At 61.7% G+C, this 25,238-nt stretch carries 22 protein-coding genes; 7 read left to right on the top strand and 15 right to left on the bottom strand.

The window, feature by feature from the left end:
* Positions 1 to 325 (top strand): hypothetical protein (locus tag DDE20_RS19120; RefSeq protein ID WP_205961632.1); only part of this gene is annotated, 325 nt, incomplete at its 5' end.
* Positions 326 to 613: 288 nt separating this feature from the next.
* Here DDE20_RS19120 and DDE20_RS07580 read toward each other — a convergent pair.
* Complete coding sequence (locus DDE20_RS07580) at positions 614 to 1,546, bottom strand: MYG1 family protein (protein ID WP_116557837.1); 933 nt, start codon at positions 1,544 to 1,546, stop codon at positions 614 to 616.
* Positions 1,547 to 1,756: 210 nt separating this feature from the next.
* Positions 1,757 to 2,068 carry an ETC complex I subunit gene (locus tag DDE20_RS07575; protein ID WP_116557836.1) on the bottom strand — a complete coding sequence of 104 codons (312 nt, stop codon included), beginning with the start codon at positions 2,066 to 2,068 and terminating at the stop codon, positions 1,757 to 1,759.
* Between the two features lie 264 nt (positions 2,069 to 2,332).
* Here DDE20_RS07575 and uvrB point away from each other — a divergent pair, with 264 nt between their 5' ends.
* Complete coding sequence (gene uvrB / locus DDE20_RS07570; protein ID WP_165814450.1) at positions 2,333 to 4,516, top strand: excinuclease ABC subunit UvrB; 2,184 nt, start codon at positions 2,333 to 2,335, stop codon at positions 4,514 to 4,516.
* Positions 4,517 to 4,697: 181 nt separating this feature from the next.
* Here uvrB and DDE20_RS07565 read toward each other — a convergent pair whose 3' ends face one another.
* A complete protein-coding gene (locus DDE20_RS07565) occupies positions 4,698 to 5,099 on the bottom strand; it encodes a universal stress protein (protein WP_116557834.1) in 402 nt (133 codons plus the stop codon).
* 311 nt (positions 5,100 to 5,410) lie between these two features.
* On the opposite strand from DDE20_RS07565, the gene gyrA reads away from it, so the two are divergent.
* The 3 genes from gyrA to gluQRS all read left to right on the top strand — a co-directional run bounded on the left by gyrA (position 5,411) and on the right by gluQRS (position 10,649).
* Entirely contained in the window at positions 5,411 to 8,212 is a 2,802-nt protein-coding gene (gene gyrA, locus DDE20_RS07560) for a DNA gyrase subunit A (protein ID WP_116557833.1), read from the top strand.
* Between the two features lie 145 nt (positions 8,213 to 8,357).
* Positions 8,358 to 9,698, top strand: a complete 1,341-nt coding sequence (gene trmFO / locus DDE20_RS07555; protein WP_116557832.1) for a methylenetetrahydrofolate--tRNA-(uracil(54)-C(5))-methyltransferase (FADH(2)-oxidizing) TrmFO — start codon at positions 8,358 to 8,360, stop codon at positions 9,696 to 9,698.
* Positions 9,699 to 9,788: 90 nt separating this feature from the next.
* Positions 9,789 to 10,649 carry a tRNA glutamyl-Q(34) synthetase GluQRS gene (gluQRS, locus tag DDE20_RS07550; protein ID WP_116557831.1) on the top strand — a complete coding sequence of 287 codons (861 nt, stop codon included), beginning with the start codon at positions 9,789 to 9,791 and terminating at the stop codon, positions 10,647 to 10,649.
* A gap of 19 nt (positions 10,650 to 10,668) precedes the next feature.
* On the opposite strand, the gene hisI is transcribed toward gluQRS, so the two are convergent.
* A complete protein-coding gene (gene hisI, locus DDE20_RS07545) occupies positions 10,669 to 11,028 on the bottom strand; it encodes a phosphoribosyl-AMP cyclohydrolase (protein ID WP_116557830.1) in 360 nt (119 codons plus the stop codon).
* 35 nt (positions 11,029 to 11,063) lie between these two features.
* Here hisI and DDE20_RS07540 point away from each other — a divergent pair, with 35 nt between their 5' ends.
* On the top strand, positions 11,064 to 11,504 hold the full coding sequence (locus DDE20_RS07540) for an iron-sulfur cluster assembly scaffold protein (RefSeq protein WP_116557829.1): 441 nt from the start codon (positions 11,064 to 11,066) through the stop codon (positions 11,502 to 11,504).
* Between the two features lie 148 nt (positions 11,505 to 11,652).
* On the opposite strand, the gene DDE20_RS18985 is transcribed toward DDE20_RS07540, so the two are convergent.
* From DDE20_RS18985 to sciP, 5 genes are all read right to left on the bottom strand, one after another.
* Positions 11,653 to 11,796 (bottom strand): hypothetical protein, encoded by a 144-nt coding sequence (locus DDE20_RS18985; RefSeq protein WP_165814449.1) that lies wholly within the window; start codon positions 11,794 to 11,796, stop codon positions 11,653 to 11,655.
* Positions 11,797 to 11,892: 96 nt separating this feature from the next.
* A complete protein-coding gene (gene recG, locus DDE20_RS07535) occupies positions 11,893 to 13,983 on the bottom strand; it encodes an ATP-dependent DNA helicase RecG (RefSeq protein ID WP_116557828.1) in 2,091 nt (696 codons plus the stop codon).
* Complete coding sequence (gene ligA / locus DDE20_RS07530; protein WP_116557827.1) at positions 13,980 to 16,217, bottom strand: NAD-dependent DNA ligase LigA; 2,238 nt, start codon at positions 16,215 to 16,217, stop codon at positions 13,980 to 13,982. Before ligA ends, recG begins: the two co-directional genes overlap by 4 nt.
* Before the next feature lie 60 nt (positions 16,218 to 16,277).
* Positions 16,278 to 16,988, bottom strand: a complete 711-nt coding sequence (gene ctrA, locus DDE20_RS07525) for a response regulator transcription factor CtrA (RefSeq protein ID WP_116557826.1) — start codon at positions 16,986 to 16,988, stop codon at positions 16,278 to 16,280.
* Positions 16,989 to 17,081: 93 nt separating this feature from the next.
* On the bottom strand, positions 17,082 to 17,360 hold the full coding sequence (gene sciP / locus DDE20_RS07520; RefSeq protein ID WP_116557825.1) for a CtrA inhibitor SciP: 279 nt from the start codon (positions 17,358 to 17,360) through the stop codon (positions 17,082 to 17,084).
* A 161-nt stretch (positions 17,361 to 17,521) separates the two neighbouring features.
* On the opposite strand from sciP, the gene mnmA reads away from it, so the two are divergent.
* Entirely contained in the window at positions 17,522 to 18,661 is a 1,140-nt protein-coding gene (gene mnmA, locus DDE20_RS07515; RefSeq protein ID WP_116557824.1) for a tRNA 2-thiouridine(34) synthase MnmA, read from the top strand.
* A 66-nt stretch (positions 18,662 to 18,727) separates the two neighbouring features.
* Here the strand turns inward: mnmA and lpxB are convergent, their stop codons facing one another.
* The 6 genes from lpxB to bamA all read right to left on the bottom strand — a co-directional run bounded on the left by lpxB (position 18,728) and on the right by bamA (position 25,153).
* Positions 18,728 to 19,888: a lipid-A-disaccharide synthase gene (gene lpxB, locus DDE20_RS07510; protein ID WP_116557823.1), complete on the bottom strand. Its 1,161-nt coding sequence runs from the start codon at positions 19,886 to 19,888 to the stop codon at positions 18,728 to 18,730.
* Entirely contained in the window at positions 19,885 to 20,688 is an 804-nt protein-coding gene (locus tag DDE20_RS07505; RefSeq protein ID WP_116557822.1) for an LpxI family protein, read from the bottom strand. The genes lpxB and DDE20_RS07505 overlap by 4 nt, the downstream gene beginning before the upstream one ends.
* Complete coding sequence (gene lpxA, locus DDE20_RS07500; protein ID WP_116557821.1) at positions 20,685 to 21,482, bottom strand: acyl-ACP--UDP-N-acetylglucosamine O-acyltransferase; 798 nt, start codon at positions 21,480 to 21,482, stop codon at positions 20,685 to 20,687. The genes DDE20_RS07505 and lpxA overlap by 4 nt, the downstream gene beginning before the upstream one ends.
* A gap of 3 nt (positions 21,483 to 21,485) precedes the next feature.
* The gene (fabZ, locus tag DDE20_RS07495) at positions 21,486 to 21,971 is read right to left on the bottom strand and encodes a 3-hydroxyacyl-ACP dehydratase FabZ (protein WP_116557820.1); all 486 of its coding nucleotides are present in this window, start codon (positions 21,969 to 21,971) and stop codon (positions 21,486 to 21,488) included.
* 144 nt (positions 21,972 to 22,115) lie between these two features.
* Positions 22,116 to 22,871: an OmpH/Skp family outer membrane protein gene (locus tag DDE20_RS07490; protein ID WP_116557819.1), complete on the bottom strand. Its 756-nt coding sequence runs from the start codon at positions 22,869 to 22,871 to the stop codon at positions 22,116 to 22,118.
* Positions 22,871 to 25,153: an outer membrane protein assembly factor BamA gene (gene bamA / locus DDE20_RS07485; RefSeq protein WP_165814448.1), complete on the bottom strand. Its 2,283-nt coding sequence runs from the start codon at positions 25,151 to 25,153 to the stop codon at positions 22,871 to 22,873. Before bamA ends, DDE20_RS07490 begins: the two co-directional genes overlap by 1 nt.
* Between the last annotated feature and the right edge of the window lie 85 nt (positions 25,154 to 25,238).

Raw genomic sequence — 25,238 nt, 5'->3', positions numbered from 1 at the left:
CTGCTTCTTGCTCCTTAATCATCCCAATAATCTGCGACTCAGTAAAACGGCTCTTTCGCATATGTTTGCTCCTTCATGGTTGAGCAAACTCTACATTAAAGTGAGGGATCTCGCGGGGGGCAGGTCATGGGCGCTCTCCATCAAGGTCTGTCACGCACCGATTGACATCGAAACATTCGACGCTGACGACCTCTGCGAGCGTTCGGTTCACGTCCAAAAGGTCCAACTGCTCTCGCGTGACGATGTAGTCGATGCCTGGTGTGGGCTGTTGCTCCCCGTTGTCCGAATCTTCTTCGCACATGCCTTGCGCCTCTCCCTTTCATAGAGGATTGTAACATAGTGGCGAATACGTAGGATATACAGGCGCAAGCGCCGTGCTTACGAACAACTGACAGACGATCAATCGCCGCACTCAGGTTCGCGCCAGCACGAACGGCGTCTTATTTCATTCGGTATCCGCCTTCTCGCATCCGCAGCAAAAGTCCGCTTCCCACCCGAACTGTTCAAAGCTGCTCTCTGGCCGGGTGAATTGTGGCCGTGGATTTTCGAACGTCACAGCTCCTGCGATGCAATAATAATACTATCAGCAGCTGGAGACCTAATCCCACCAAGGCTAACCGGCCTCGGCCAAGGCCTCTCCCACCGCGATCTGCGCCATTTGCAACACCGCCTCGCGCGTCGCCGCCACCACGATAAAGCGGCCGTTGTGGCAGAACTTCGCGCCTTTCACGCCGCTGGCGGCCTCAAGGGCGGCGTCGGTCAGACCGGCCCAGGCGGCGGGCACATCGGCGCGGTTCTCGAAGGTGTCGCCGCTCAGGCGGATCGTGGTGAGCGCCCAGTCGCTGCCGCGCGGGTAGACGACAAATAGCAGGTGATCCGCGCCGGCCTTCTCGACGCCGGCGCGAAACGGCATGCCCATCGGGAGTTCCAATACGCGCCCCGCGCCCGCCGCCTCAATCGAGGCCAAGACCATCGCCTCGGCGCGCAGTTTCGCGGCTTTGTGCCGGACCTGCGCCTCGACAAACGCCCGCGCCACCGGCAGGGCCGCCATGAAGGCGCGGTCGTCAACGCCATCGGCGCGGTCATCAAACACTGGCTTCAGGCTTTCCAGCAGCACCGGCAAGGTTAATCCGGCAAACAGCGGCCCCGCCTCGGCGGCATTGACCGCACCATTGTCCAGGAGATCGACGGGCAGCACAAAGCCGCGATCAATGGAGACGTGGATCGCTTCGATATCATGCTCGGGCACCTCCATCGCGCGCAGATATTCGCGCCCGTAATGCGCCCAGATCAAGCCGAACGAGCTATAAGGCTGCCCGTCCTCGCGCAGCGGATTGGGCCGCTGGTGGTGATCGAATATCTGCGCCGCCGCATCGAAATCCCCGCCGACGTCATAGATGATCCGGTCGGCGCCGGACGTGATCCATCTGGTGTCGCGACTGCGGACCAGCTCCGCTTCGGGGTAAAGCCGCGTCAGGATAACCGAGGACAAAAGCTCATCGGCATGAAAGCCGCCGGAATGGGTGACGAGGTGGGTGATGGTCATCAGAAATAGGCTCCGGCCGGGCGTGAAACGATAAGGGCGACCCCGAAAGGCCGCCCGCTATTGGCTGTAGATCTCGAATTGGCTCGCACGATGGATGAAATCGAAATCATGCAGCGCAACCCAAACAACCTACTATATGTAGTCAAGAGAACAGCTCCGCGGGATCTTTACCCCGATTCCGCGAGAACTTTGTCCCGATTTACAAAACGCTCAATGCGTCCAAACCTGCTTGCGATTGGTGGCGAAATTCTCGCCATAGCCGCCGTGGCGGATATTCACCGCGCGGCTTTTCGGCTGCAGCACCACATAGTCGATGCCCTGCGCCTTGGCGAATGCCTCAGCCTCGGCCTGCGTGGCGAAGCGCAGTTTCACCTGGCGCTGCGTATCGCCCGAGCCGGTCCAACCCATCAAGGGGTCCTGCCGCTGGGCTTCACCCGGCGTGTAATCCAGAACCCAAGACTTGGTGCGGGCAGTTCCAGACTGCATCGCATTGCGAGCGGGACGATAAATGCGGGCGCGCATGGCAAATCTCCGAAATAACCTGCCGCTTTATCCCCAAATCAAACGCGAAGGACAAGCGAAAAGCAGCCCACGCCCGCCGCCGCTGGCGCAAACCTGTATGAACCCGTCAACCTGACCCATCCGAGCACCGCCAAACACCCAAATCGCGCTGTTTTACCTAAATCGCGCTGTTTTATGGCCTCAGTCAAGCCTAGAAGCCCGCACCCCCTTGAACAAGAACAAAATAGGCACAATTCTAGCCATACCGCGCTTCCGGAGACTTTGATGCACAACAATCGCCCCGATCACCTGCCCGATCTGCCGCTCTCGCCCCTGCCCCAGCGCGAGAAGCTGGAGGGTGGCAAGAGTTTCATCCTGCACACCCCCTTCCAGCCCGCCGGTGACCAGCCGGTGGCGATCACCGAACTGGCCACAGGCGTGCAAAATGGCGAGCGCGATCAGGTGCTGTTGGGCGCCACCGGCACCGGCAAAACCTTCACCATGGCCAAGATCATCGAAGAGACCCAAAGACCGGCGATCATCCTTGCGCCCAACAAGACCCTCGCGGCGCAATTATACGGCGAATTCAAGGGCTTCTTCCCCGATAATGCAGTGGAATATTTCGTCTCCTACTACGATTACTACCAGCCCGAAGCCTATGTCGCGCGCACCGATACCTATATCGAAAAAGAGAGCCAGATCAACGAGGCGATCGACCGGATGCGCCACTCGGCCACGCGCGCGCTGCTTGAGCGTGACGATGTGATCATCGTCGCCTCGGTGAGCTGTATTTACGGCATCGGCAGCGTCGAAACCTATAGCGCGATGACCGTCGATATGATGGTTGGCGGGTTCTATGACCCGCGTAAGGTGATCGCCGATCTGGTGGCGCAGCAATACCGGCGCAACGATCACGCCTTTCAGCGCGGCGCCTTTCGGGTGCGCGGTGATGTTGTCGAGGTCTGGCCCGCCCACCTTGAGGACCGCGCGTGGCGAATGTCGTTTTTTGGTGAGGAACTGGAGGAAATCACCGAGTTTGACCCGCTCACAGGTCGGAAAACTGACAGTTTCGAGAAAATCCGCATCTATGCGAACAGCCACTATGTGACCCCGCGCCCGACCATCCAGCAGGCGATCAAGGGCATCAAAGAAGAGCTGTTTCACACGCTGAAAAAGATGAATGCCGAGGGCAAATTGCTGGAGGCGCAGCGGCTCGAACAGCGCTGCAATTTCGATCTCGAGATGCTGGAAGCGACCGGCGTGTGCAACGGGATCGAGAATTATTCGCGCTATCTGACTGGCCGTGCTCCGGGTGAGCCGCCGCCCACCCTCTTTGAGTTTATTCCCGACAATGCCATTGTTTTCGCTGACGAATCCCATGTCTCCGTGCCGCAGATCGGCGGTATGTATAAGGGCGACTTCCGGCGCAAATCGGTGCTGGCCGAACACGGGTTCCGGCTGCCATCCTGCATGGATAACCGGCCGCTGAAATTCGAGGAATGGGACGCGATGCGCACCCAGACGGTGTTCGTCTCGGCGACCCCGGCGGCTTGGGAGCTTGAGCAAACCGGCGGTGTGTTTACCGAACAGATCATCCGCCCGACCGGCCTGCTGGATCCAAAGATCGAAATCCGCCCTGTCAGCATGCAAGTTGATGATTTGCTTGATGAAGTCCGCCGCGTGGCGCAGGACGGGCTACGGGTTCTGGTGACCACTTTGACCAAACGCATGGCCGAGGATCTGACCGAATACCTGCATGAACAGGGCATTCGGGTGCGCTATATGCATTCGGATATCGACACCATCGAGCGCATCGAAATCCTCCGTGATCTGCGCTTGGGCACCTTTGATGTTTTGATTGGAATCAACCTCTTGCGCGAGGGTCTTGATATCCCCGAATGCGGGCTGGTGGCGATTCTGGACGCCGATAAAGAGGGGTTCCTGCGCTCGGAAACCTCGCTGGTGCAGACCATTGGCCGCGCCGCGCGCAACGCCGACGGGCGGGTGATCATGTATGCCGATAAGGTCACCGGTTCGATGCAGCGCGCGATCAATGAGACCGAGCGGCGGCGCGCGCGACAAATGGCCTATAACGTTGAGCACGGGATCACCCCGCAGACCGTCAGAAAGAACGTCGACGACGTGTTGGCCGGGCTTTGGCAGGGCGATACCGATCAGGTGCATGTCACCGCGAAAATCGACACGCCAATGGTCGGCGCCAATCTGGCGGCACATCTGGAGGGTCTGCGCAATGATATGCGCAAGGCGGCTGAAAATCTGGAATTCGAGGAGGCCGCGCGCCTGCGCGACGAGGTCCGCCGCCTCGAAACAGTCGAATTGACCATTGCCGATGATCCGCTGGCCCGTCAGGCGGCGGTTGAACAGGCTGTCGAGGGCGCGGCGAAAGCACGCGGGCGCTCGACGGGTGGCAAAGCAGGATCACGCGCACGCAAGGGTGGTAAGCGGTAGCCACTGATAAGAGAAGACCACAGGCGCTTGATTTAATTATATAATTCCCGTGCTACCACTTGCAGCATCATTGCCTGACGTTAAATGCCTGACCTTTGCATTCAAATGTCAGGCATTCAACCAAAGCGCGCAACTCATTCCCGCGCGTTTTAAACCTGCCGGTTTGACGGTTTCTTAAGACCTAGCGGATCAAATGGACCGCACAGGTGGCATGGCGCGCAATCCAGGAGGCCGTTGAGCCGAATAAGGAGGGATCCGACCGATGTGATGCCAAGACGATGCAATCAATGCCGCGGGCTTGCTCGGCGTCCAGAATCGCGTGTCCCGGCTCGCCATCGATCACGTCGATCCGCGCATCGGGCAGCGTGTCGGCTTTGCTGGTCAGATCGGCCTTGATCGCCGCGATCATCTCTTCGCGCCAACCCTCGGGCTCATAGCTGATGGCGATCACCGGCGCCGGATCCATCACATGCAACAGATGCACCTTGCCGCCGGGGGCCAGCAACGCGCGCGCGACAGCAATCTCGCGCTGGCTGTTGAACCCCGCATCATAGGCCACGGGAACGAGAATATTGCGGTACATAGACACCTCCTGCGACACCTCTTGTGAGCGCCTGTCACTCTAGCCCATTACACCCGCATTTGCCGCAAGGTTAAACACCGACCCGCGGAAATTCGCGCCACGGGCCCGCAGGCCACGCATTTGTGAACAGCGCCGCTGCCCCCGCCCGCTTCTGCCTGCCGAAAACGGCAAATTCCCTGCCATAAAACGCGCAATCCGCGGTCAAAAGCCAGAAACCCCGCGCCTGCCATTGCACGCCCCTATGGGGTTCGGCTATAAGACAGACAACAAAATATTGTGGATCGAGCCCCTGAGGCCCCTGTGAGCATCGAATGAGCGACGACACCCAAATTCCCGACGACATCGACAGAACCCCGCCCGCCTCGCCTGCGATTTCAATCGTAGAAGAGATGCGCACGTCTTACCTCGATTACGCGATGAGCGTGATCGTCAGCCGTGCGATTCCAGACCTGCGCGACGGGCTGAAACCGGTGCACCGGCGCATCCTTTATGCGATGCATGAGACCAACAATACTCATGACAAATCTTACCGCAAATCGGCGCGTCCGGTTGGCGATGTGATGGGTAAATTCCACCCGCATGGTGACAGCGCGATCTATGACGCGCTGGTGCGGATGGCGCAGCCGTTTTCGATGTCGCTGAAACTGCTGGATGGTCAGGGCAACTTTGGCTCGATGGACGGCGATAACCCCGCCGCAATGCGCTATACCGAAGTGCGCATGGACAAGACCGCGAACTATCTGCTGGCCGATATCGACAAAGACACCGTTGATTTTCAAGACAATTATGACGGCAAAGACCGCGAGCCGACGGTGCTGCCGGCGCGGTTCCCGAATATGCTGGTCAATGGCGCGGGCGGGATTGCCGTCGGTATGGCGACCAATATTCCGCCGCATAACCTTGGTGAGGTGATCGATGCGACCAAGGCGCTGATCGAAAACCCCGATCTGACCTCGGAACAATTGATGCAATTTGTTCCTGCCCCCGATTTCCCCACCGGCGGGCAGATCATGGGCCGTGGCGGCGCGCGCAAAGCCTATCTTGAGGGCCGCGGCTCGGTGATTATCCGCGCCAAAACCCATGTCGAAGAGCTGCGCAAGGACCGTTTTGCGATCATCATCGACGAAATTCCCTATCAGGTGAATAAGTCTCAAATGGTTGAGAAAATCGCCGAAGCGGTGCGCGACAAACGCATCGAGGGGATCGCCCATGTCGCCGACGAATCCGACCGGATCGGCGTGCGGGTGGTGGTGGAACTCAAACGCGACGCGACGCCGGATGTGGTGCTGAACCAGTTGTTCCGCTTCACGCCGATGCAAACTTCCTTTGGTTGCAACATGTTGGCGCTCAATGGCGGCCGGCCCGAGCAGCTGATGCTGCGCGACTTCCTGACCAATTTCGTCGATTTCCGCGAAGAGGTTGTCACCCGCCGCACCGCTTATGAGCTGAACAAAGCCCGAGAGCGCAGCCATATTCTCTGCGGCTTGGCGGTTGCCGTCTCCAACGTCGATGAAGTTGTGGCGACGATTCGCAGCTCTGCCGACCCTGCCGACGCGCGTCAAAAACTGATGACACGGCGCTGGCCAGCCTCGGATATCGCCGCCTATATCCGCCTAATTGACGACCCCAGCCACACGCTGAACGACGATGGCACTTATAACCTGTCCGAACTTCAAGCGCGTGCAATTCTGGAACTGCGCCTACAGCGTCTGACCGCAATGGGCGTGCGCGAGGTCACCGACGAGCTGGAAGAACTGGCCGGTAAGATCAAGGATTACCTTGATATTCTGCGTTCGCGCAGCCGGATCATGGCGATCATTAACGATGAATTGGACGAGGTTCGCAGCCTCTTTGCCGTCCCCCGCCGCACCGAAATCGTCGATTGGGCGGGCGATATGGACGACGAAGACCTGATTGAGCGCGAGGATATGGTCGTGACCATCACCTCGGGCGGCTATATCAAACGCACGCCCTTGATGGATTTCCGCGCCCAAAACCGCGGCGGCAAGGGCCTGTCGTCGATGTCGACCAAAGAAGACGACGTCGTCACCACGCTGTTTGTCGCCAATACCCATACGCATCTGCTGTTTTTCACCACCGACGGGATGGTGTACAAAATCAAATGCTGGCGCCTGCCGCTGGCGGGCCGCAACGCGCGCGGCAAGGCCATCGTCAACATCCTGCCGATCCCCAATGGTGTCTCGATCGCCGCGCTGATGCCTGTCGATGCGCCCGAGGAGGAATGGGAAAATCTGCAGATCGTCTTTGCCACCTCGCAGGGCGATGTGCGGCGCAACGCGCTGTCGGATTTCACCAATGTGATGCGCAACGGCAAGATCGCGATGAAACTGCCCGAGGACGTCGAACTGGTTAACGCCCGCATTGCCGAGGCCGAGGACGATGTGATGCTGCTCACCGCGATGGGCCGCGCGATTCGCTTCTCTTCGACCGATGTGCGGGTGTTCAAAGGCCGCGATTCGACCGGTGTGCGTGGCATCCGTCTGGGTGATGGCGACAGCGTTGTGTCGATGGCAGTGATCCGCCATTTCACCGCCGATCCGCAAGAACGCGCCGCCTATCTCAAGCAGCGCCGCCTGATGGCCGGTGCCGCCGATGAGGTTGAAAGCGACGAAGACGACGACGGTATCGAGGCCGGACAGCTGAGCCCCGAGCGCTATGCCGAAATGTCGGCAGCCGAGGATCTGATCCTGACGGTGACCGAGCGCGGCGCCGGTAAGCTCTCGTCTTCGCACGATTATCCGGTGCGCGGGCGTGGTGGTCAGGGCGTGATGGCAATGGACCGTGCGATGCGCGGCGGCCCGTTGATCGCCGCCTTCCCGGTGGTTAATGGCGACCAGATCATGCTCGCCACATCGACCGGCCAGTCGATCCGCGTGCCGGTTGACCAGATCAGCTTCCGCTCGCGGTCGGCGGGTGGCGTGCGGGTGTTCAACACCGGCAAAGACGAGGTCGTGGTCTCGGTGGCGCGCGTCGCGGAATCCGAAGCCGAGCCAGACGCCGAGGTGCCCGCAGACGCGATCACCGAGATCGACGCCCCTGCGACGCCAATCGAGGGCAGCGAGACGCCACCAGGCGATAACAGCGACGCGTAACCTCGCGCGTTAACCACAATCATCCTTAACCGGCGCGCGACATCCCATCGCGCGCCGGTTTTTTAACGCGATATTCACCGGCAACTGACCACGCGACGCACCGCCCGCCCTTCCCTTTGGCGGACGCCGACGCTATCTGTCGCCCATGGAAAAAACACTTCACATCGTCGGCGGCGGCATGGCCGGATCCGAGGCCGCATGGCAGGCTGCAGAGGCCGGCGTGCCCGTGATTTTGCACGAAATGCGCCCTCATGTCGGCACTTTCGCCCATCACACCGGCAATTACGCCGAAATGGTCTGCTCAAATTCCTTCCGTTCGGATGATGACGAGCAAAACGCCGTCGGATTGCTGCATTGGGAAATGCGCGCCGCGGGCGGGTTGATCATGGAGATGGCCGACCGCCACGCCCTGCCCGCCGGTGGCGCTTTGGCCGTGGACCGCGACGCGTTCTCCGCCTCGGTCACCGAGAAGCTCCGCGCGCATCCGTTAATCAGTTTCGAGGACCGCGAGATCTCGCAATTGCCCACGGATGGCACATGGATTTTCGCCACCGGTCCGCTGACCTCGGACGCTCTGGCGCAGGCGATTCTGGCCGAAACCGGCACCGAAGCGCTGGCCTTTTTCGACGCCATCGCGCCCATCGTCCATTTCGACACGATTGATCTGAGCAAAGCCTGGTTCCAGTCGCGCTATGATAAGGGCGACACCGAAGAGCAGCGCAAAGCCTATCTGAATTGCCCGATGGACCGCGATCAATATGAGGCCTTCATCGACGCGATTCTGGCCGCCGATAAGACCGAATTCCGCGAGGGCGAAACCGCGGGGTATTTCGACGGCTGCCTGCCGATCGAAGTGATGGCCGAACGCGGCCGCGAGACCCTGCGCCACGGCCCGATGAAGCCGGTCGGATTAACCAACCCGCATAACCCCGAGCAAAAAGCCTATGCCGTGGTGCAATTGCGCCGCGATAACGCCCTTGGCACGCTGTTCAACATCGTCGGCTTCCAGACAAAGATGAAATACGGCGCGCAGACGGAGGTGTTTCGGATGATCCCGGGACTGGAGAACGCCAGTTTCGCGCGTCTGGGCGGCATACACCGCAATACATTCCTCAATTCGCCGACCCTGCTCGATGATCAGATGCGGTTGAAATCACGCCCGAATCTGCGCTTTGCCGGTCAGATCACCGGTGTCGAGGGCTATGTCGAATCTGCCGCCATGGGGCTGGTCGCCGGTCGTCTGGCGGCCGCCGAAATCAAGGGCCAAACCCTGCCGCCGCCGCCGCGTGTTACCGCGATGGGCGCGCTGCTGGCGCATATTTCCGGCGACGCCGAGGCCAAAACGTTCCAGCCGATGAACGTCAATTTCGGCCTCTTCCCGCCGATCGAGGCCAAGGGCGGACGCCGCGGGCGCAAGGATCGCTACAAAGCCTATACCGACCGCGCAAAAACCGAGTGGCAAAGCTGGATCGCGGCACAGGAGTAACTCGACGCGGTGCAGATTTGCGGCGATACTCTCAGGCAGCGGGCGGCGCCAAGCGCTGCCCCCTTCCCCCGCATAAGCCGTTGAAACCCTGTGATCTTTAGAACCCGCTTCGCCCCTTCCCCAACCGGACCGCTGCATCTTGGCCATGCGTATTCCGCGCTTTTGGCCCATGACCACGCACGCCGCACGCCGGGCGGCCAGTTCTTGCTGCGCATTGACGATATCGACCAAAGCCGCGCCCGCAAGGAATGGGAACAACAAATTTACCAAGATCTCGCCTGGCTCGGGATCACTTGGGACGCCCCGCCGCGCCGCGAATCCGACCATCTGGCCGAGTATCAGGCCGCGCTGCAATGCCTTGCCGACCGCGGTCTAATCTACCCTTGCAGCTGCAGCCGCCGCGACATTCGTGAGGCCGCCTCGGCACCGCAGGAACGGACACCACGGCAGGGGCCCGATGGGCTGATTTATCCTGGCATCTGCCGTGGACGCGCGATGTCCGACATGCGCGAAAGTGACGCGATCCGCCTCGATATGCGCAAAGCCATCGACAGCCTGTCCGCTCTGCCCAGCTTTCGCGAGATTGGCGATCTGCACAAAGGCACCCATGCGTTAACCACAAACACCCTGTGCTGCGGCATTGGCGACGCGGTGCTTGCGCGGCCGCAGATGGGCGCCTCATATCACCTATCGGTGGTGGTTGACGACGCCGCGCAGCGCATCACCCATGCCATTCGCGGCGCGGATCTCTTCGCGGCCACCGCGCTGCACCGCCTTCTTGCCGCCCTGCTGGATGTCGCCTCACCGGTGTATCTGCACCACGATCTGATCCGCGACGCGGCTGGCAAACGGCTGGCCAAACGCGACGACGCCCGCGCCATCCGGCTTTACCGCAGTGAAGGCGCGACACCCGAGGATATCCGCCGCATGGTCGGATTGCCCCCAGCATAATATAAGTTTCGCCAAATTTTCAGAATTCGGGCGCCATGACCTCGACTTCTTCACCTGCGTCCACCACCGTATAGAAGCAGCTGCGCCGGTTGGTATGGCAGGCCGGTCCGACCTGTTTGACGCGCAGCAACAGGCAATCGCGGTCGCAATCAAAACGGAATTCTACAAGGGTTTGCACATGCCCCGATGATTCGCCCTTAACCCAGAATGCCTGCCGCGAGCGCGACCAATAGGTTACACGCCCGCTCGCCAGCGTTTTGGCCACCGATTCGGCGTTCATCCAGGCCATCATCAAGACCTCGCCGGACTGGTGATCCTGTGCAATTGCGGGAATCAGACCCTTTGCATCGTAGCGCAGGGATTGCGGATCAAACGTCATGCCCTATATCCTTTCCAGACCAAGGAGCACCTCAATTGTCCGAATCTTCCGAACTGATCAAGCTGTATTCCACGCGCATTCTGGCGCTGGCAGCCGATATTCCGCATTTGGGCCGATTGGAGGCCCCGCAGGCGAGTGTGAAAAAACGCTCTCCTCTGTGTGGCTCGACGGTGACCGTCGATCTGGATGTCGAAAATGGCCGCGTCACGCGATTCGCCCAGGACGTTAAGGCCTGCGCTTTGGGTCAGGCCTCGGCCGCGATCCTGGGCGCCGTAGTCGAAGGGCGCAGCGCTTCAGAACTGCAGACCGCGGCCAAGCAATTGGAATCCATGCTCAAATCCGATGGCCCGGTGCCCGATGCCCCCTTCGACGGATATGAGACCTTGATCCCCGCGCGCGAATTCAAGAATCGCCACGCCTCGATTCTTCTGGCCCTTCAGGCCGCCGAGGAAGCCGCCCGCACTGCCCAAGCGTAACGCTGGAATTCCTAATTTTGCGTAAAAAAACCGCCGCACATCACGTGCGGCGGAAAGTGGCGTGTCTGGTTGGGTCGAGGATCCGGGACAGGATGGAGCCGCGCCAGACCGCTAGGCAGTCAGGAAAAGCTTAAAAAACGTGGTGAACCTACCCGATTAACGGGAAATGGAGCGCCGCATAGGCCAGAACAAAAAGCGCCAAAGCGCCAAGCGCATCGCCGATCATCGCGCGACGCATGTTCTGGGGGTCGGCGTTTTGGGGGCCGGCAAGGGTTCGCAAAATGTAACGCATCATGTTCCTCCACGGTTGTTAACGTTTTGTTCTCATTTTTGCGCCAGCATTGCAAGAACTAAACGAGAACAAATGGAGATTTATGCGAATTCACCCCTAACCCACGTGAATCAGGCGGATCGCTTTGTCCTGTTCCATCAACCACAAAAGCACCCGTGCCGCCTTGCCGCGCGCCGAGGTGAGGCCGGGATCATCGTGCAACAGCTTGCGCGCGTCGCTCTGTGCGATGGCCATGAGGTCGGCCTGCCGCTCCAGATCCGCGATGCGAAACCGTGGCAGGCCCGATTGCGCGGTGCCGATAACGTCGCCGGCGCCGCGGATCGCTAGATCCTCTTCGCTGATGCGAAAACCGTCATCACTGTCACGCATCAGTTTTAACCGCCGTTCGGCGACTTCACCCAAAGGAGGCTCATACAGCAACAAACAGGTCGACGCGCCCGATCCGCGCCCAACGCGCCCACGCAGCTGGTGCAATTGTGCCAGGCCGAAACTCTCGGCCCCCTCGATGACCATGATCGTGGCATCGGGCACGTTCACGCCGACCTCGATCACTGTCGTGGCCACCAAAACCCGCGTGTCGCCGGCGACAAACCGCGCCATCGCCGCGTCTTTATCCGCCGGTGCCAATTGACCATGCACCAGCCCGACGCGATCCGCCCCGAGCACTGCGCGCAACTGCTCGAACCGCGATTGCGCGGCGGTCAAGGCCACGGTTTCACTTTCCTCGACCAAGGGGCAGACCCAATAGGCCTGCCGCCCCTCATCAATGGCCTGCTGCAATCGGGCGACAATCTCGTCCAGCCGCTCGGTCGAGGCCAGAGAGGTGGTCACCGGCTGGCGTCCCGGCGGCTTTTCATCCAGCAGCGACACATCCATATCGCCGTATTGCGACAGCGCCAAAGACCGCGGGATCGGCGTCGCGGTCATCACCAGAATATCGGCATGCGCGCCCTTCTCGCCCAAGGCCATGCGTTGACTGACCCCGAAGCGGTGCTGCTCATCGATGATCGCCAGCCTAAGATCGGCAAATTGCACGTCGCGCTGAAACAATGCATGGGTGCCGACCAGAATTTTGATCGAGCCATCCGCCAGTGCCGCCAGTTTCCTCTGCCGCTCGCTGCCTTTGTCGCGTCCGGTCAGCAGTTCAAGCGTAACGCCCGCTTCGGCGGCCAAAGGGGCAAGCCCCTCCATATGTTGCCGCGCCAGAATTTCGGTGGGCGCCATCAAAGCGCCCTGCCCGCCCGCCTCAACTGCGGTCAAGAGCGCCACCAAAGCCACCAGTGTTTTGCCCGAGCCGACATCACCCTGCAACAGGCGGTTCATCTTGTGCTCCGCCGCCATATCCGCAGAAATCTCTGCAATTGCGCGGGTTTGCGCCGTGGTGGGCTTGTATGGCAGCGCCGCCAAAACCGGCTGCACGCGCGAGCCATCGCCGCGAGTTTGCGCGCCGGCAGAGCGCCGCCGCCGCGCGCGCGCCAAGGCCAATGTCAGTTGATGGGCCAGGAATTCATCATAGGCCAGACGTTGCCGCGCCGGCGTTTCCGTTGACAAATCTGCGGTGCCCGCGGGCGCATGCGCTGATTGCAAAGCCTCGCGCCAGGTCGGCCATCCGGCGCGGGCGAGCTGTTGCGCATCGATCCATTCCGCAACATCCGGCGCGCGCGACAGGCTCGAGGCAATGGCGCGCTGCAGGACCTTCTGGGTGATACCGGCGGTGAGCGGATAGACCGGCTCGAACTCGGGCAAAGTGTCTACCTCATCCGGTTTCAACACCAGATCCGGATGCGCCATCTGGTAAATGGAATCGCGAACCTCCACCCGCCCCGAGACGATCCGCCGTTGCCCGCTGGGCAAGAGCGAGGCCAGATATTCGCCGCGCGCGTGAAAGAACACCAATTGGAATTCTTGCTCGGCATCCTGCACGATCACCCGATACGGGCGCCCGCGCTGGCGTGGCGGAATATGGTTACCGATCTCGACCTCAACCGTCGCCACATGCGGCGGCAAGACATCACGCACGCTGCGTCGCAGCCGGCGATCGATCCCCGATTGCGGAAGTAAAAACAACAGGTCACGCGGTGTCTCGACATCCAATGCGGCGAGGTTTTTCGCCGTTTTCGGGCCGATACCATCCAGACCTTCGAGCGCGCCGAACAGCGGAAATAGGAACTCCGGCCGCCCTGTCATGGCGCAATCATGGTTAACCACGCATCCTCGTCGATCACCTCGACCCCCAGCGCCGCGGCTTTTGTCGCCTTGGAGCCCGCCCCTTCACCGGCGATCAGAATGTCGGTTTTCGCCGAGACCGATCCCGCGACTTTCGCCCCGAGGGATTCGGCGCGAGACTTGGCTTCGGCGCGGGTCATGCGGGTCAAAGTTCCGGTGAAGACCACGGTTTTTCCGGCAACGGGCGAGGATGCGTCCTGCGCTTCGGGCGGCAGGATCGCGGTCAATTGCGCGATCAACCGGTCGATCGAGGCGCGTTCTTTGGGCTGCGCCATGGTTAACACCAATGACATCGCCAGACTGGCGCCGATCCCGTCGATACCGGTCAATTCCTGCCATGCGGCGTGGCTTTCCGGCGGGATTTCGGCGCGCTCAATCACCTGATCGCGGGTTTTCTTGATCTCGGCGCGGCGCCCCTCGGATTGGGCGGCCTCGCGTTCCTTTACCTCGGCGGCGTCGGCGGCGGCATGGGCCTCGGCCGCCGGATACGCCAGATCCACGCTTTCTGCGAGGGCAGCCCATGTCTGGAAATGACGCGCCAGATCGAGGGAAGCGACCTCGCCCAGATGGCGGATACCCAGACCAAAGAGCAGACGCGCCAAGGGAATTTCGCGCTTATCCTCAATCGCTTGAAACAGTTTCGCCGCGCTTTTCTCGCCAAAACCATCACGGTTTTTCAGCTTGGCAAGCGCGGCGGCGTCGCGTTCGGCGAGTGAATAAATCTCAGCGGGCTCATGGATCGGCAGATGCGGATCGGCATAGAACAACTCGATCTGCTTGGCGCCCAGACCATCGATATCGAAAGCGCCGCGGCTGACGAAATGTTTCAGTTTTTCAATCGCCTGCGCGGGGCAAATCAGCCCGCCGGTGCAGCGGTGCACGGAATCACCGGCGTCGCGCAAGGCCACCGAGCCGCACTCCGGGCAGGTCGTCGGAAAGACATATGGCTCCGCCTCGGCGGGGCGTTGGGCGAGGTCGATATCGGCGATTTTCGGGATCACGTCACCGGCGCGGTAGATTTGCACCAGATCGCCGATGCGAATGTCGCGCCCGTCGCGGATCGCCTGGCCATTCGAGTCGCGCCCGGCGATGTAATCTTCGTTGTGCAAAGTGGCGTTGGACACCAAGACACCGCCGACATTGACCGGCGAGAGGCGGGCAACCGGACTTAGCGCGCCGGTGCGACCGACCTGAATGTCGATGGCTTCGAGCCGCGTCCAGGCGGTTTCAGCGGGGAATTTATGCGCCGTCGCCCACCGCGGCGTGGTCGCGCGAAAGCCCAGCCGCTCTTGCAGATCAAGCGCGTTAACCTTGTAGACCACCCCGTCGATATCATAGCCGAGATCGCCGCGGGCCTGCTGGATGACTTGATATTGGTCGAGCAATTCATCGGTGTTTTCGCACAGCCGCGTCAATTCGTTAATCTTGAATCCGAGGGATTTGAGCCGTTGCAGACTGTCCCATTGGCTTGGCGCCAAAGGTTCCGAGAGATCGCCCCAAGCGTAGGCGTAGAAACTCAGCGGTCGGTCGCGGGTGATTTCGGGGTTGAGTTGGCGCAGGGAGCCGGCGGCGGCATTGCGCGGATTGGCAAAGGTGCGCTCGCCCGAGGCGTTGAGCGTCTGGAAATCATCATGGCGCATATAGACTTCGCCGCGCACTTCCAGAACCGCAGGGGCGCCGGTCAGTTGCTGCGGGATATCGGCGATCATACGGGCATTGGCGGTGACATCCTCGCCGGTCTCGCCGTCGCCGCGGGTGGCCGCCGAGACCAATTGCCCGTCTTCATAACGCAGCGACAAAGAGACGCCGTCGATCTTGGGTTCGGCGGTATAGAGGAGCGCCGCGCTTTCAGAGAGACCGAGATAGCGGCGCACCCGCGCATCAAAATCGCGCACGTCACCGTCCTCGAAAGCATTCGAGAGCGACAGCATGCGCTGGACATGTTTGATCTTGCGAAACCCCGCAGCGGGGGCGGCGCCGACGCGGTCGCTGGGGCTATCGCTGCGTTTGAGATGCGGAAAGCGCTGCTCGATCGCGGCATTGCGCCGCTTGAGCGCGTCATATTCCGCATCGGTGATGTCCGGTGCATCGTCGCGGTGATAGGCGCGCTCGGCAGCGGCCAGTTCCACGGTTAACCGTGCCAGTTCGGCCTTGGCCTCGTCTTCCGTCAACGGTTCGAGCGTTTGATCCTGCATGTCTTTACCCCGCGCGCATTTGGTCCATTGATAGGCACGCGTGGGCGGAAATTCCAGCAGTTAGGCGCTGATCGCCTGTTTCGGCAGACTGTCTTGTGCGGGATCACGCAGAACATAGCCGCGGCCCCAGACGGTTTCGATATAATTGTCGCCGCCGGTCGCTTCGGCAAGTTTCTTACGCAACTTGCAGATGAACACATCGATGATTTTCAGCTCGGGCTCGTCCATCCCGCCATAAAGATGGTTCAGGAACATCTCTTTGGTCAAAGTCGTGCCTTTGCGCAGGCTTAGCAGCTCAAGCATCTGGTATTCCTTGCCGGTCAGATGCACCGGCGTGCCCTCGGCCTCGACGGTTTTGGCGTCCAGATTAACCGAAATCCGGCCAGTGTGGATCACCGATTGCGCATGGCCCTGGCTGCGGCGAATGATCGCATGGATGCGCGCCACCAACTCGTCACGGTGGAACGGTTTGGTCATATAGTCATCCGCGCCCGAGCCAAAGCCCTTGAGCTTGATATCGGTGCTGTCCTCGCCGGTGAGGATCAGAATCGGCGTGTTGATCCTGGCGACCCGAATTTGCCGCAGAACCTCAAGTCCGGCCATATCGGGCAAATTCAGGTCCAACAGGATCAAATCGTAATCATACAATTTGCCCAGTTCCACCGCCTCTTCACCAAGATCGGTGCAGTAGACGTTGAAATTGGCGTGAGTCAGCATCAGCTCGATGCTGCGGGATGTGGTGGGATCGTCTTCGACGAGTAGGACGCGCATTTTCTGGCTCCACAATAACCTTTGGTCTTCCCGCACATTGACAAATAATAGTTAACGCACGGTTACCGCGACCCCCATTCAACCACAGTATCGCTAAGGTTGTCTATATCTTTGCAAGGCGGTAACTTTCAGCGCCTCGACCCCATGCGCCGCCACCGCATTTTGCCATGATTCAAACTCTTCTTCGCTCAGGCTATAGCGCTCCATCGCGTCGTCGCGCGCCAAGAGCCCATATTCCACCGCCTGCACAACCACGGCTTTGCGGCTGGCCACCCAGCGTCGCGTGCTGTTCGGTGGCAAATCCGCCTGTGTCAGAACCACCCCGTTTGGCAAGGTTACCGCACGTGGACCGTCAATACGTTTCAAGAACATCTCTGTGCCTTTCCTTCAACCCAGAGTGCAGAATTGCAAGACACCCTTAAGGACAGGTTTACAAGCGGGCTCTCGAGGGGTTGAGAGTGCCTAGTATTTACCTATATTTTGCACTATTCGCCCTCTCCAACCAGATCGAACGGGTCTTTATGACACTCCTTATGAATCGCGACACCCGCGTTAACTCTTTGGGCTTTGCCAAATCACCTGCCGAAACGCGGGTTGTCGTTGCCATGTCGGGCGGCGTGGACAGCTCTGTGGTCGCGGCGGAACTGGCCACCCAAGGCTATGACGTGATCGGTGTTACGCTGCAGCTCTATGACCATGGCGCGGCGCTGGCGAAATCGGGGGCCTGCTGTGCCGGACGCGATATCCATGATGCGCGCCGCGTTGCCGAGACGCTGGGGTTTCCGCATTATGTGCTGGATTACGAGAACACTTTTAAAGAGGCGGTGATCGACGAATTCGCCGATTCCTATCTGGCGGGCGCGACGCCGGTGCCCTGTATCCGCTGCAACGAGCGGGTGAAATTCCGCGATCTGCTGGAAACCGCCCGCGATCTTGACGCCGACTGCATGGCGACCGGCCATTATATCCAGCGCGCCGAGGGGGCGGCAAAGGCCGAGCTGCATATGGCCGCCGATTCCGCGCGCGACCAGTCGTATTTCCTGTTTTCCACCACCCAAGAGCAGCTCGACTACCTGCGTTTCCCGCTCGGCCATCTGCAATCCAAGGCGGAAACACGGGCCTTGGCGCAGAAATACGGGCTCAGCGTGGCCGATAAGCCCGACAGTCAGGACATCTGCTTTGTGCCCAACGGCAATTATGCGGCGGTGATCGAGAAACTGCGCCCGGGTGCCGCCGATCCCGGGGATATTGTCGATCAAGAGGGCAATATTCTGGGCAACCACCGCGGGGTGATCCATTACACCATCGGGCAGCGGCGCGGCTTGGGCATCGGCGGCTTGGCCGATCCCCTCTATGTGGTCAAACTCGACCCCGAGAAGCGTCATGTGGTGGTCGGCCCGAAAGAGGCCTTGACCACGAAAATCGTGCCGGTGCGCGAGATCAACTGGCTTGGCGACACCGCCTTCGAGGCGCAGGCGGAAATCGCCGTGCGGGTGCGTATCCGTTCGACCAAATTGCCGAGTGACGCGATCATCCGCCCGACCGGCCCGACCACGGCGGATGTGGAGCTTTTGACCCCCGAAGAAGGCGTCAGCCCCGGGCAGGCCTGTGTGTTTTATTCTGCCGAGGGCACGCGGGTGTTGGGCGGCGGCTGGATCTGGCGCGGGTATTGACCCGGCGCATTATACTTAATGGGGCCGCGTTGCGGTCCCGTTAAGGATAAAACGCCAGCGGTAAGGTTAACGCTCCAGCGCGGCGAGCACCGAACGCGCGGCGCGCAATCCGGGCGCTTCGCCGCCGCGGCCCAGACGCTCCATGGTTAATTCCATCGCCGCAAGCTGGGCCTGCCGCTCGGCCCCGCCCTGCAACAGCGCCACCACCGCGGGCGCCATATCCTCGGCGATACAATCCGGCCCCAGAAACTCCGCCACCGCCCGCGTCTCGCTGACCAGATTGACCAAAGTCACCGTGTCGATCAGCAAAAGGCGCTTCATCAGTATCTCGGAAAGGGCATTCATCCGCCCCGCGATCACCATCGGGGTGGCCGCCGCCGCAAGTTCCAGTGACACCGTGCCCGAGGCCGCCAGCGCCACATCCGCCGCCCGAAACGCCGCGCGTTTCTCGGCGATCGGCACCGAGGAGGCATCGAGGATCAAAGGCGCACCGGGCCAATCGGATAGGGCCGCGCGCATCTGCGCCACCCGCGCGCCGACGCTGGGCACCACGATCTGGGCCTCAGGCACCTCGGCCAGCACCTGTGTCAGCGCCGCGCCAAAAGGCGGTGCCAATCGCTCGATCTCGCCCTTGCGCGAGCCGGGCAGCGCGAGGATCAATGGCGCATCGGCTGCAATCCCGTGAGACGCGCGAAACGCCGCCGCCTCGGCCGCACTCGCCACCGGTTCGGTGGTCAACGGGTGGCCGACAAAATCGCAACTCATGCCCGCGGCCTCCATATAGGGCGGCTCGAAGGGCAAAAGTGCGAGCACATGATCGACCACGCGCGCCATTTTCGCCGCCCGTTTCGGCCGCCAGGCCCAGACCGAGGGCGCCACGTAATGCACGGTTTTCAACTGCGGCGCGGCGGCGCGGGCCTGCGCCAAGACCCGCAGGCAGAAATCGGGGCTGTCGATGGTCACCACCACATCCGGCGCCTGCGCGGTGATCGCCTGCGCGGTCTGGCGAATGCGGCGTTTGAGGGCGCGATATTTGGGCAGCACCTCGGCCAGCCCCATGATGCTGAGTTCCTCCATCGGGAACTGGCTGTGCAGCCCCTGCTCTGCCATCAATGGCCCGCCGACACCGGCGAAATCCACATCAACCCGCAGGCTGCGCAGCCCCTCCATCAGCGCCGCGCCCAAAGCATCGCCCGAGGGCTCACCGGCGATCACAAACACCTTCATGGCGTGGCCCAGATGGTTAACCCCGCCGCCTCGGCCGCGGCCAATGTGCGGCTGCGGTCCAAGATCAGCGTGTGCGACGCCTGCAGGCAGACCCCAGTTAACCGTGCTGCGCGCAAGGCTTCAATCGTATCGGGGCCAATCGCGGGGATATCGGCGCGCAAATCCTGCCCGCGTTTCGCCCGTTTCACCAAGACCCCGCCCGCGGTCGGCTCGCGCTGGTCACGCGCGCTGGCGACCTGTTCCAGCATGATATCGGTGCCATAAAGCGCCTCGACCGCAAGGCATAGACGCGCGGCCACCACACAGCCCTGCCCCACATCTTGCGGGTCCAAAGCGGCCAATATCTCACTGCCGCGCGCCGCATCCGCCTGCTCGGCGTGATTGGGCGCGCGCGCGGTCAGCACGCCCTCGGCGGCCAGCAATTCGGGCGCCAGTTCGGCAACGCCCTTGAGGGTGAAATCAAACTCTTCGAGCAGCGCCATTAACCACCGCAGCGCGCCGTCATCACCCTGTTGCAGGGCCGTCATCAGATCCGGCATCAGCGAGGCGGTATCGCGGTCGAAGTGCTCGGGGTCCAGACGCGGCCGGTTCATCGCCCCGACCAGCGCCACAGATTCGACCCCCTGATCACCGAGATGGCGCAGAAACGGCACCAGACGCGACAGGCTGAAGCGGACATCCACCTCCAGCCCCTCGGGCGTGTTGCCCTCGAGCGCGCAGATCAAGGGCGGCTCGGCGAGCGCCTGCGTCAACTCCAAGGGCAAGCGGCCGGTGCCCGCGACCAGCGCCAGTCGGCTCATTTCGGGGTCAGGAACGAGCGCCCTGATTCCGCCAGAATGAAATCGGTGATATCGCGCACATGCGCGCTCTCGGTTTCCGCCGCCAGCCGCCGCGCGCGGTCCATAAACGCCCCGTCGCCCTGCGCCAGCATCTGATAGGCAGCCCGCAGCGCGGTGATCTCGGCACGGTCAACCCCGCGACGCTTGAGCCCGACAAGGTTCAACCCCTCGAGATCACCGCGCGGCGCCTGCACCAAACCATGCGGCATCACATCATTGGTCACCATCGTCACCGCGCCGATAATCGCACCATGGCCGACGCGCACAAATTGATGAATCCCCGATAGTCCGCCGACAATCACATCGTCGCCGATCACGCAATGACCGGCAATCGCCGCCTGATTGGCAAGGATCACACGGTCGCCGACCTGCGCGTCATGGCCGACATGGGCGCCGGTCATCAGCAGACAATCATCGCCCACCCGCGTCACCCCGCCGCCACCATCGGTGCCGGTGTTCAGCGTCGCCCCCTCGCGGATACGGGCGCGTTTGCCGACGATCAACCGCGTGCGCTCACCGGCGAATTTCAAATCCTGCGGCACTTCGCCAACGCAGGCAAAGGAAAACACCGTCGAATTGTCGCCGATCTCGGTCCAGCCGGTGACCACCGCGTGGGATTTCAGCTCGACCTCTGCGCCCAGCGTGACCTCTGCGCCGATATGGCAAAACGGGCCGATCACGCAGCGCGCGCCGATCGTGGCCCCCTCTTCGACAATCGCCGAAGGGTGGACCTGTGCCGTGGCATCAATCGCCATGTCCTAGCCCCGCGCGCCGAGGTCGATCATCGCCATGAACTCGGCCTCGGCCGCCATCTCGCCGTTGACGCTGGCGCGGCCATCGAATTTCCAGATTTTCTTGGAGCCGCGCAGCACTTTGACCTCAAGGTCCAGCACATCGCCGGGCACCACTTTGCGACGAAATTTCGCCTTGTCGATGGACATGAAATAGACCAGCGGTTCCTTGTCGACCAGATCCAGCGACAGGCCGACCAGCACCGCCGAGGTCTGCGCCAGCGCCTCGATGATCGTCACCCCGGGCATGATCGGCGCGCCGGGGAAATGGCCCTGAAAATGCGGCTCGTTGAAGGTGACATTCTTGACCCCGACCGCCGAGGAATTGACCTCGATATCGCGCACTTTATCAATCAGCAGGAACGGATAGCGATGCGGGATAATGCGCATGATCAGGGAGAGATCGGCCTCGGTGGTGGTCGACCAGTCGCGGGGTTGGGCGGTGTCTTGCATCTGGGTCTCCGCTAGAGTTGCGCCATAGCGGCGCGGGTTTCGGGCAGTGTCAACGGGCCGCCGCGCGGGCCCAAGTGGCCTGAAGCCATAGCAACTTAGGCCGCGCCCGACAAGCGGCGCGCGTGCGGGTGCGGCGGCTTTGGCTCAGGGCTGCGCGGCGTCCGGTGCCGGATCTGGGCTGGGTTCAGGGCTGGGCTCGGGGCTCGGATCGGAACTGGGCTCGGGGCTGGACTCTAGGGTCGGCTCGGGGCTCTGCTCCGGCACCGCATCCGGCGCTTCGGGCGTATCGGGCGTATCGGGCACCTGCACCACCGTCGCATCCAGCCGTTCGATCGCCTGATCGGTGATATCAAGCCATTCCGCCCCGAGGATCAGGATATCGGGCCGCAGCAGCGCGTTCAGCCCCTCATCCATCATCAATTGATCAAGCACCGGCAGCGCGGTGGCGAAAAACGCCTGCACATCCGCCTCATAGCGCCGCGCCAATTGCTGGTTCAACCTCTCACGCTCGGCGCGGATTTCCTCGACGCGGCGATCAAAAGCATCGGCGCGGGTGCGGAATTCCTCGGGCGACAGCGTCGGGCGCAGGGCGGTCAACTCGCTTTCTTCGGTGGCAAGCTGCTCGGCCAAAGCGCTGTTCTCGGCCTCCAGCTCACGCTCGGCATCGCGCAGCCGCTCTTGCAATTGCTGGCCAAGGATCGAACCGGTGAGCAGCCGGTCCTGATCGAGCACCCGAAACCGCACCTGCGCGCCGCTGGCAAATCCCAACTGACGCGCGCCCTGCGATGGTGCCGCTGGATCCACCCCCTGCGCCGCCGCCTGCTGGGGGTGGAGCGAGGTGAAAACGGGGACGCAAAACAGCGTCCCCGTCAGGAGTATCGACCGGATCGTGGCGCGCATCAGAACTGCGTGGCCAGCGTCAGGTCAAAGCGCCGCGTGATGTCATAGCTTTCCGACATCAGAGGCGTGGTGAAGTTCAACCGCAGCGGCCCGATCGGCGAGCCCCAGAACAGCGAGGCACCGGCGACCGCGCGCATCGCGTTGTCGTCGATCACGCAGCTGGTGGTGGTGCCAGCCGGACAGATGGTGCCCGGCGAATCCACGCCCCAGACCGACCCGACATCAACGAACAGACCGCCATGCAGGTTGAAATGCGAGGGCAGACCCAGCGGGAACTCGGCTTCCATTCTGGCGACATAGAAGAAGTTACCGCCCAGACCGTTGCGCCCGCCATCCGAGCCATAGCCGACCGGCCCCATGCCATAGGCATCAAAACCGCGCATCTGCGAGCCCGACAGCGCAAAGCGCTCGTTGATCCGGCTCGGCCCCGACTGATGCGAGATCGCACCGGCCTCGAATTCGGCACGCAGGGTGACATCCCCGTTCATGATCCGGCGCTGGTAGCCGGTCATCATCGTGGCGCGGGCATAGCGGCGGTCGCCACCGAGACCGGCAACATCGGCGCCAAAGCGGAACACAAAGCCGCGATCCGGGTCCAGACCATTGCGGCGGGTGTCAAACGTATAGGTGCTGCCCACCGAAGAGGTGATCACAGTGCCCACATCCTGCGTGATCCGCGTGGATACCGAAGGCGCCGGCGTATCGACGGTGATGCCGACCCGCGACAGGCCCGCACGCACGCTCAAACGTCCGAATTCGCTGATCGGAAAGGTGAAGGACGGGCTGATCTGCCAAGTCTCCGAGCCCCAGCGCGCGCCATTCGATGCCGGCGCCGAAACACCGGCTGCGGCGGTCGTCTGCGACAGACCCACATCCAGACCAAAGGCCAGATCACGGCCCATCAACGCCGGTTCGACAAAGCTCAGCGACAGCGCGCGCGCATCCTCAACCGTCGACAGCGAGATCGACAATTGCTGCCCGCGACCCAGAAAGTTGGTCTCGCTAAAGCTGATATTGCCGCCCGGTCCGCCGTCGCCATAGCTGACGCCAAAGCCCAACGAGCCGGTGGTGGTCTCATCAACTTGCACATCCACCACAGCGTTCTCGGGGCCCGAGCCACCAACCGGATTGACCCGCACGTCCGAGAAATACCCCAGCGCCTGAATCCGTGCCGCCGCCTCGCGCAATTCGCGCGGGTTCAGCGGATCGCCCTCGGCGACATGGAACTGGCGCCGGATCACACGGTCCTGGGTGGTGACATTGCCCTGAATATCAATCCGCTCGATGAACACACGGTCGCCACGCACCAGCGTGAAGGCCAGATCAATCGTGCCCGCGCGCTCATTGCGGATCAGTTCCGGCTGCGCACGGATAAACCGCTGGCCGGATTGCTGGCCGACCCGCTCGATCTGCTGGATCATGGTCTCCAGAATCGTCGGGGTGAACAGCACGCCGGTGCGATCGGTGGCGCCTGCCTGATAGGCGGCGGGGTCGATCCCGGCCACATCCGACACCACCGTCACGCGGCCAACGCGGTATTGCTGGCCCTCGCGGATGGTAAAGGTGACATAGGCGCCGTCACGCTCACGCGACAATTCGGTAACGCCCGAGAGCACTTGCGCATCAACATAGCCGCGCGACAGATAGAAATCCTGCAGCGCCTGACGGTCACGGGCGACCCGCGCCTCGTTAAAGTTGTCCGAGCGGAAAAACCGGCTCAGACGCCCCGCCTGATTGGTCTCGACAACATTGCGCAGACGCGATTCCGAGAAGCTGCGGTTGCCGACAAAGGAGATCCGCTCGATCTCGACGACCTGCCCTTCGACGACCTGAAACACCACATCGACACGACCGGCGCCGCGTTCGATCAGCTGCGGGGTCACCGTGGCCGAGAGCCGTCCGGCCTCGGCATAGGCTTCGGCGATGCTATTGGCGTCGGCTTCGGCCTGCGCGGGTGAATAGACCCCGCCGGCGCGCGATTGCAGCCGTGGCACCAGATTATCGTCATTCAGGCGGCGGTTGCCTTCGATATTGACGCGGTTGATCAGCGGGTATTCCTCAACCCGGATGGTCAGCCTTGCGCCGCTGGGAATGAAATCCACCGCGCGAAAGAAACCGGTGCCGCTGACCCGCTGGTAGGCGGCGTTCAGCTCGCTGGCAGAAATGCTGCGACTGCGAGCGATTCTTGCGAAACCGACAATCGCGTCGTCGTCGATCAACGTGTTGCCCTCGACCGCGATCGTATTGAACCGGTAGGTCTGCGCCATTGCGGCATTACTCATGCCCACAAACAACGCTGTAATTACTAGAAAAGTAGCTGCATATCCCCGAATCGGACCCAAAGCCCGAACAAAGGTGTGCGCGAAG

Origin of the sequence: Pararhodobacter oceanensis, assembly GCF_003076755.1 — a bacterium.
GTDB classification, from domain to species: domain Bacteria; phylum Pseudomonadota; class Alphaproteobacteria; order Rhodobacterales; family Rhodobacteraceae; genus Pararhodobacter; species Pararhodobacter oceanensis.
This window is presented reverse-complemented; position numbering and strand designations above follow the sequence as displayed.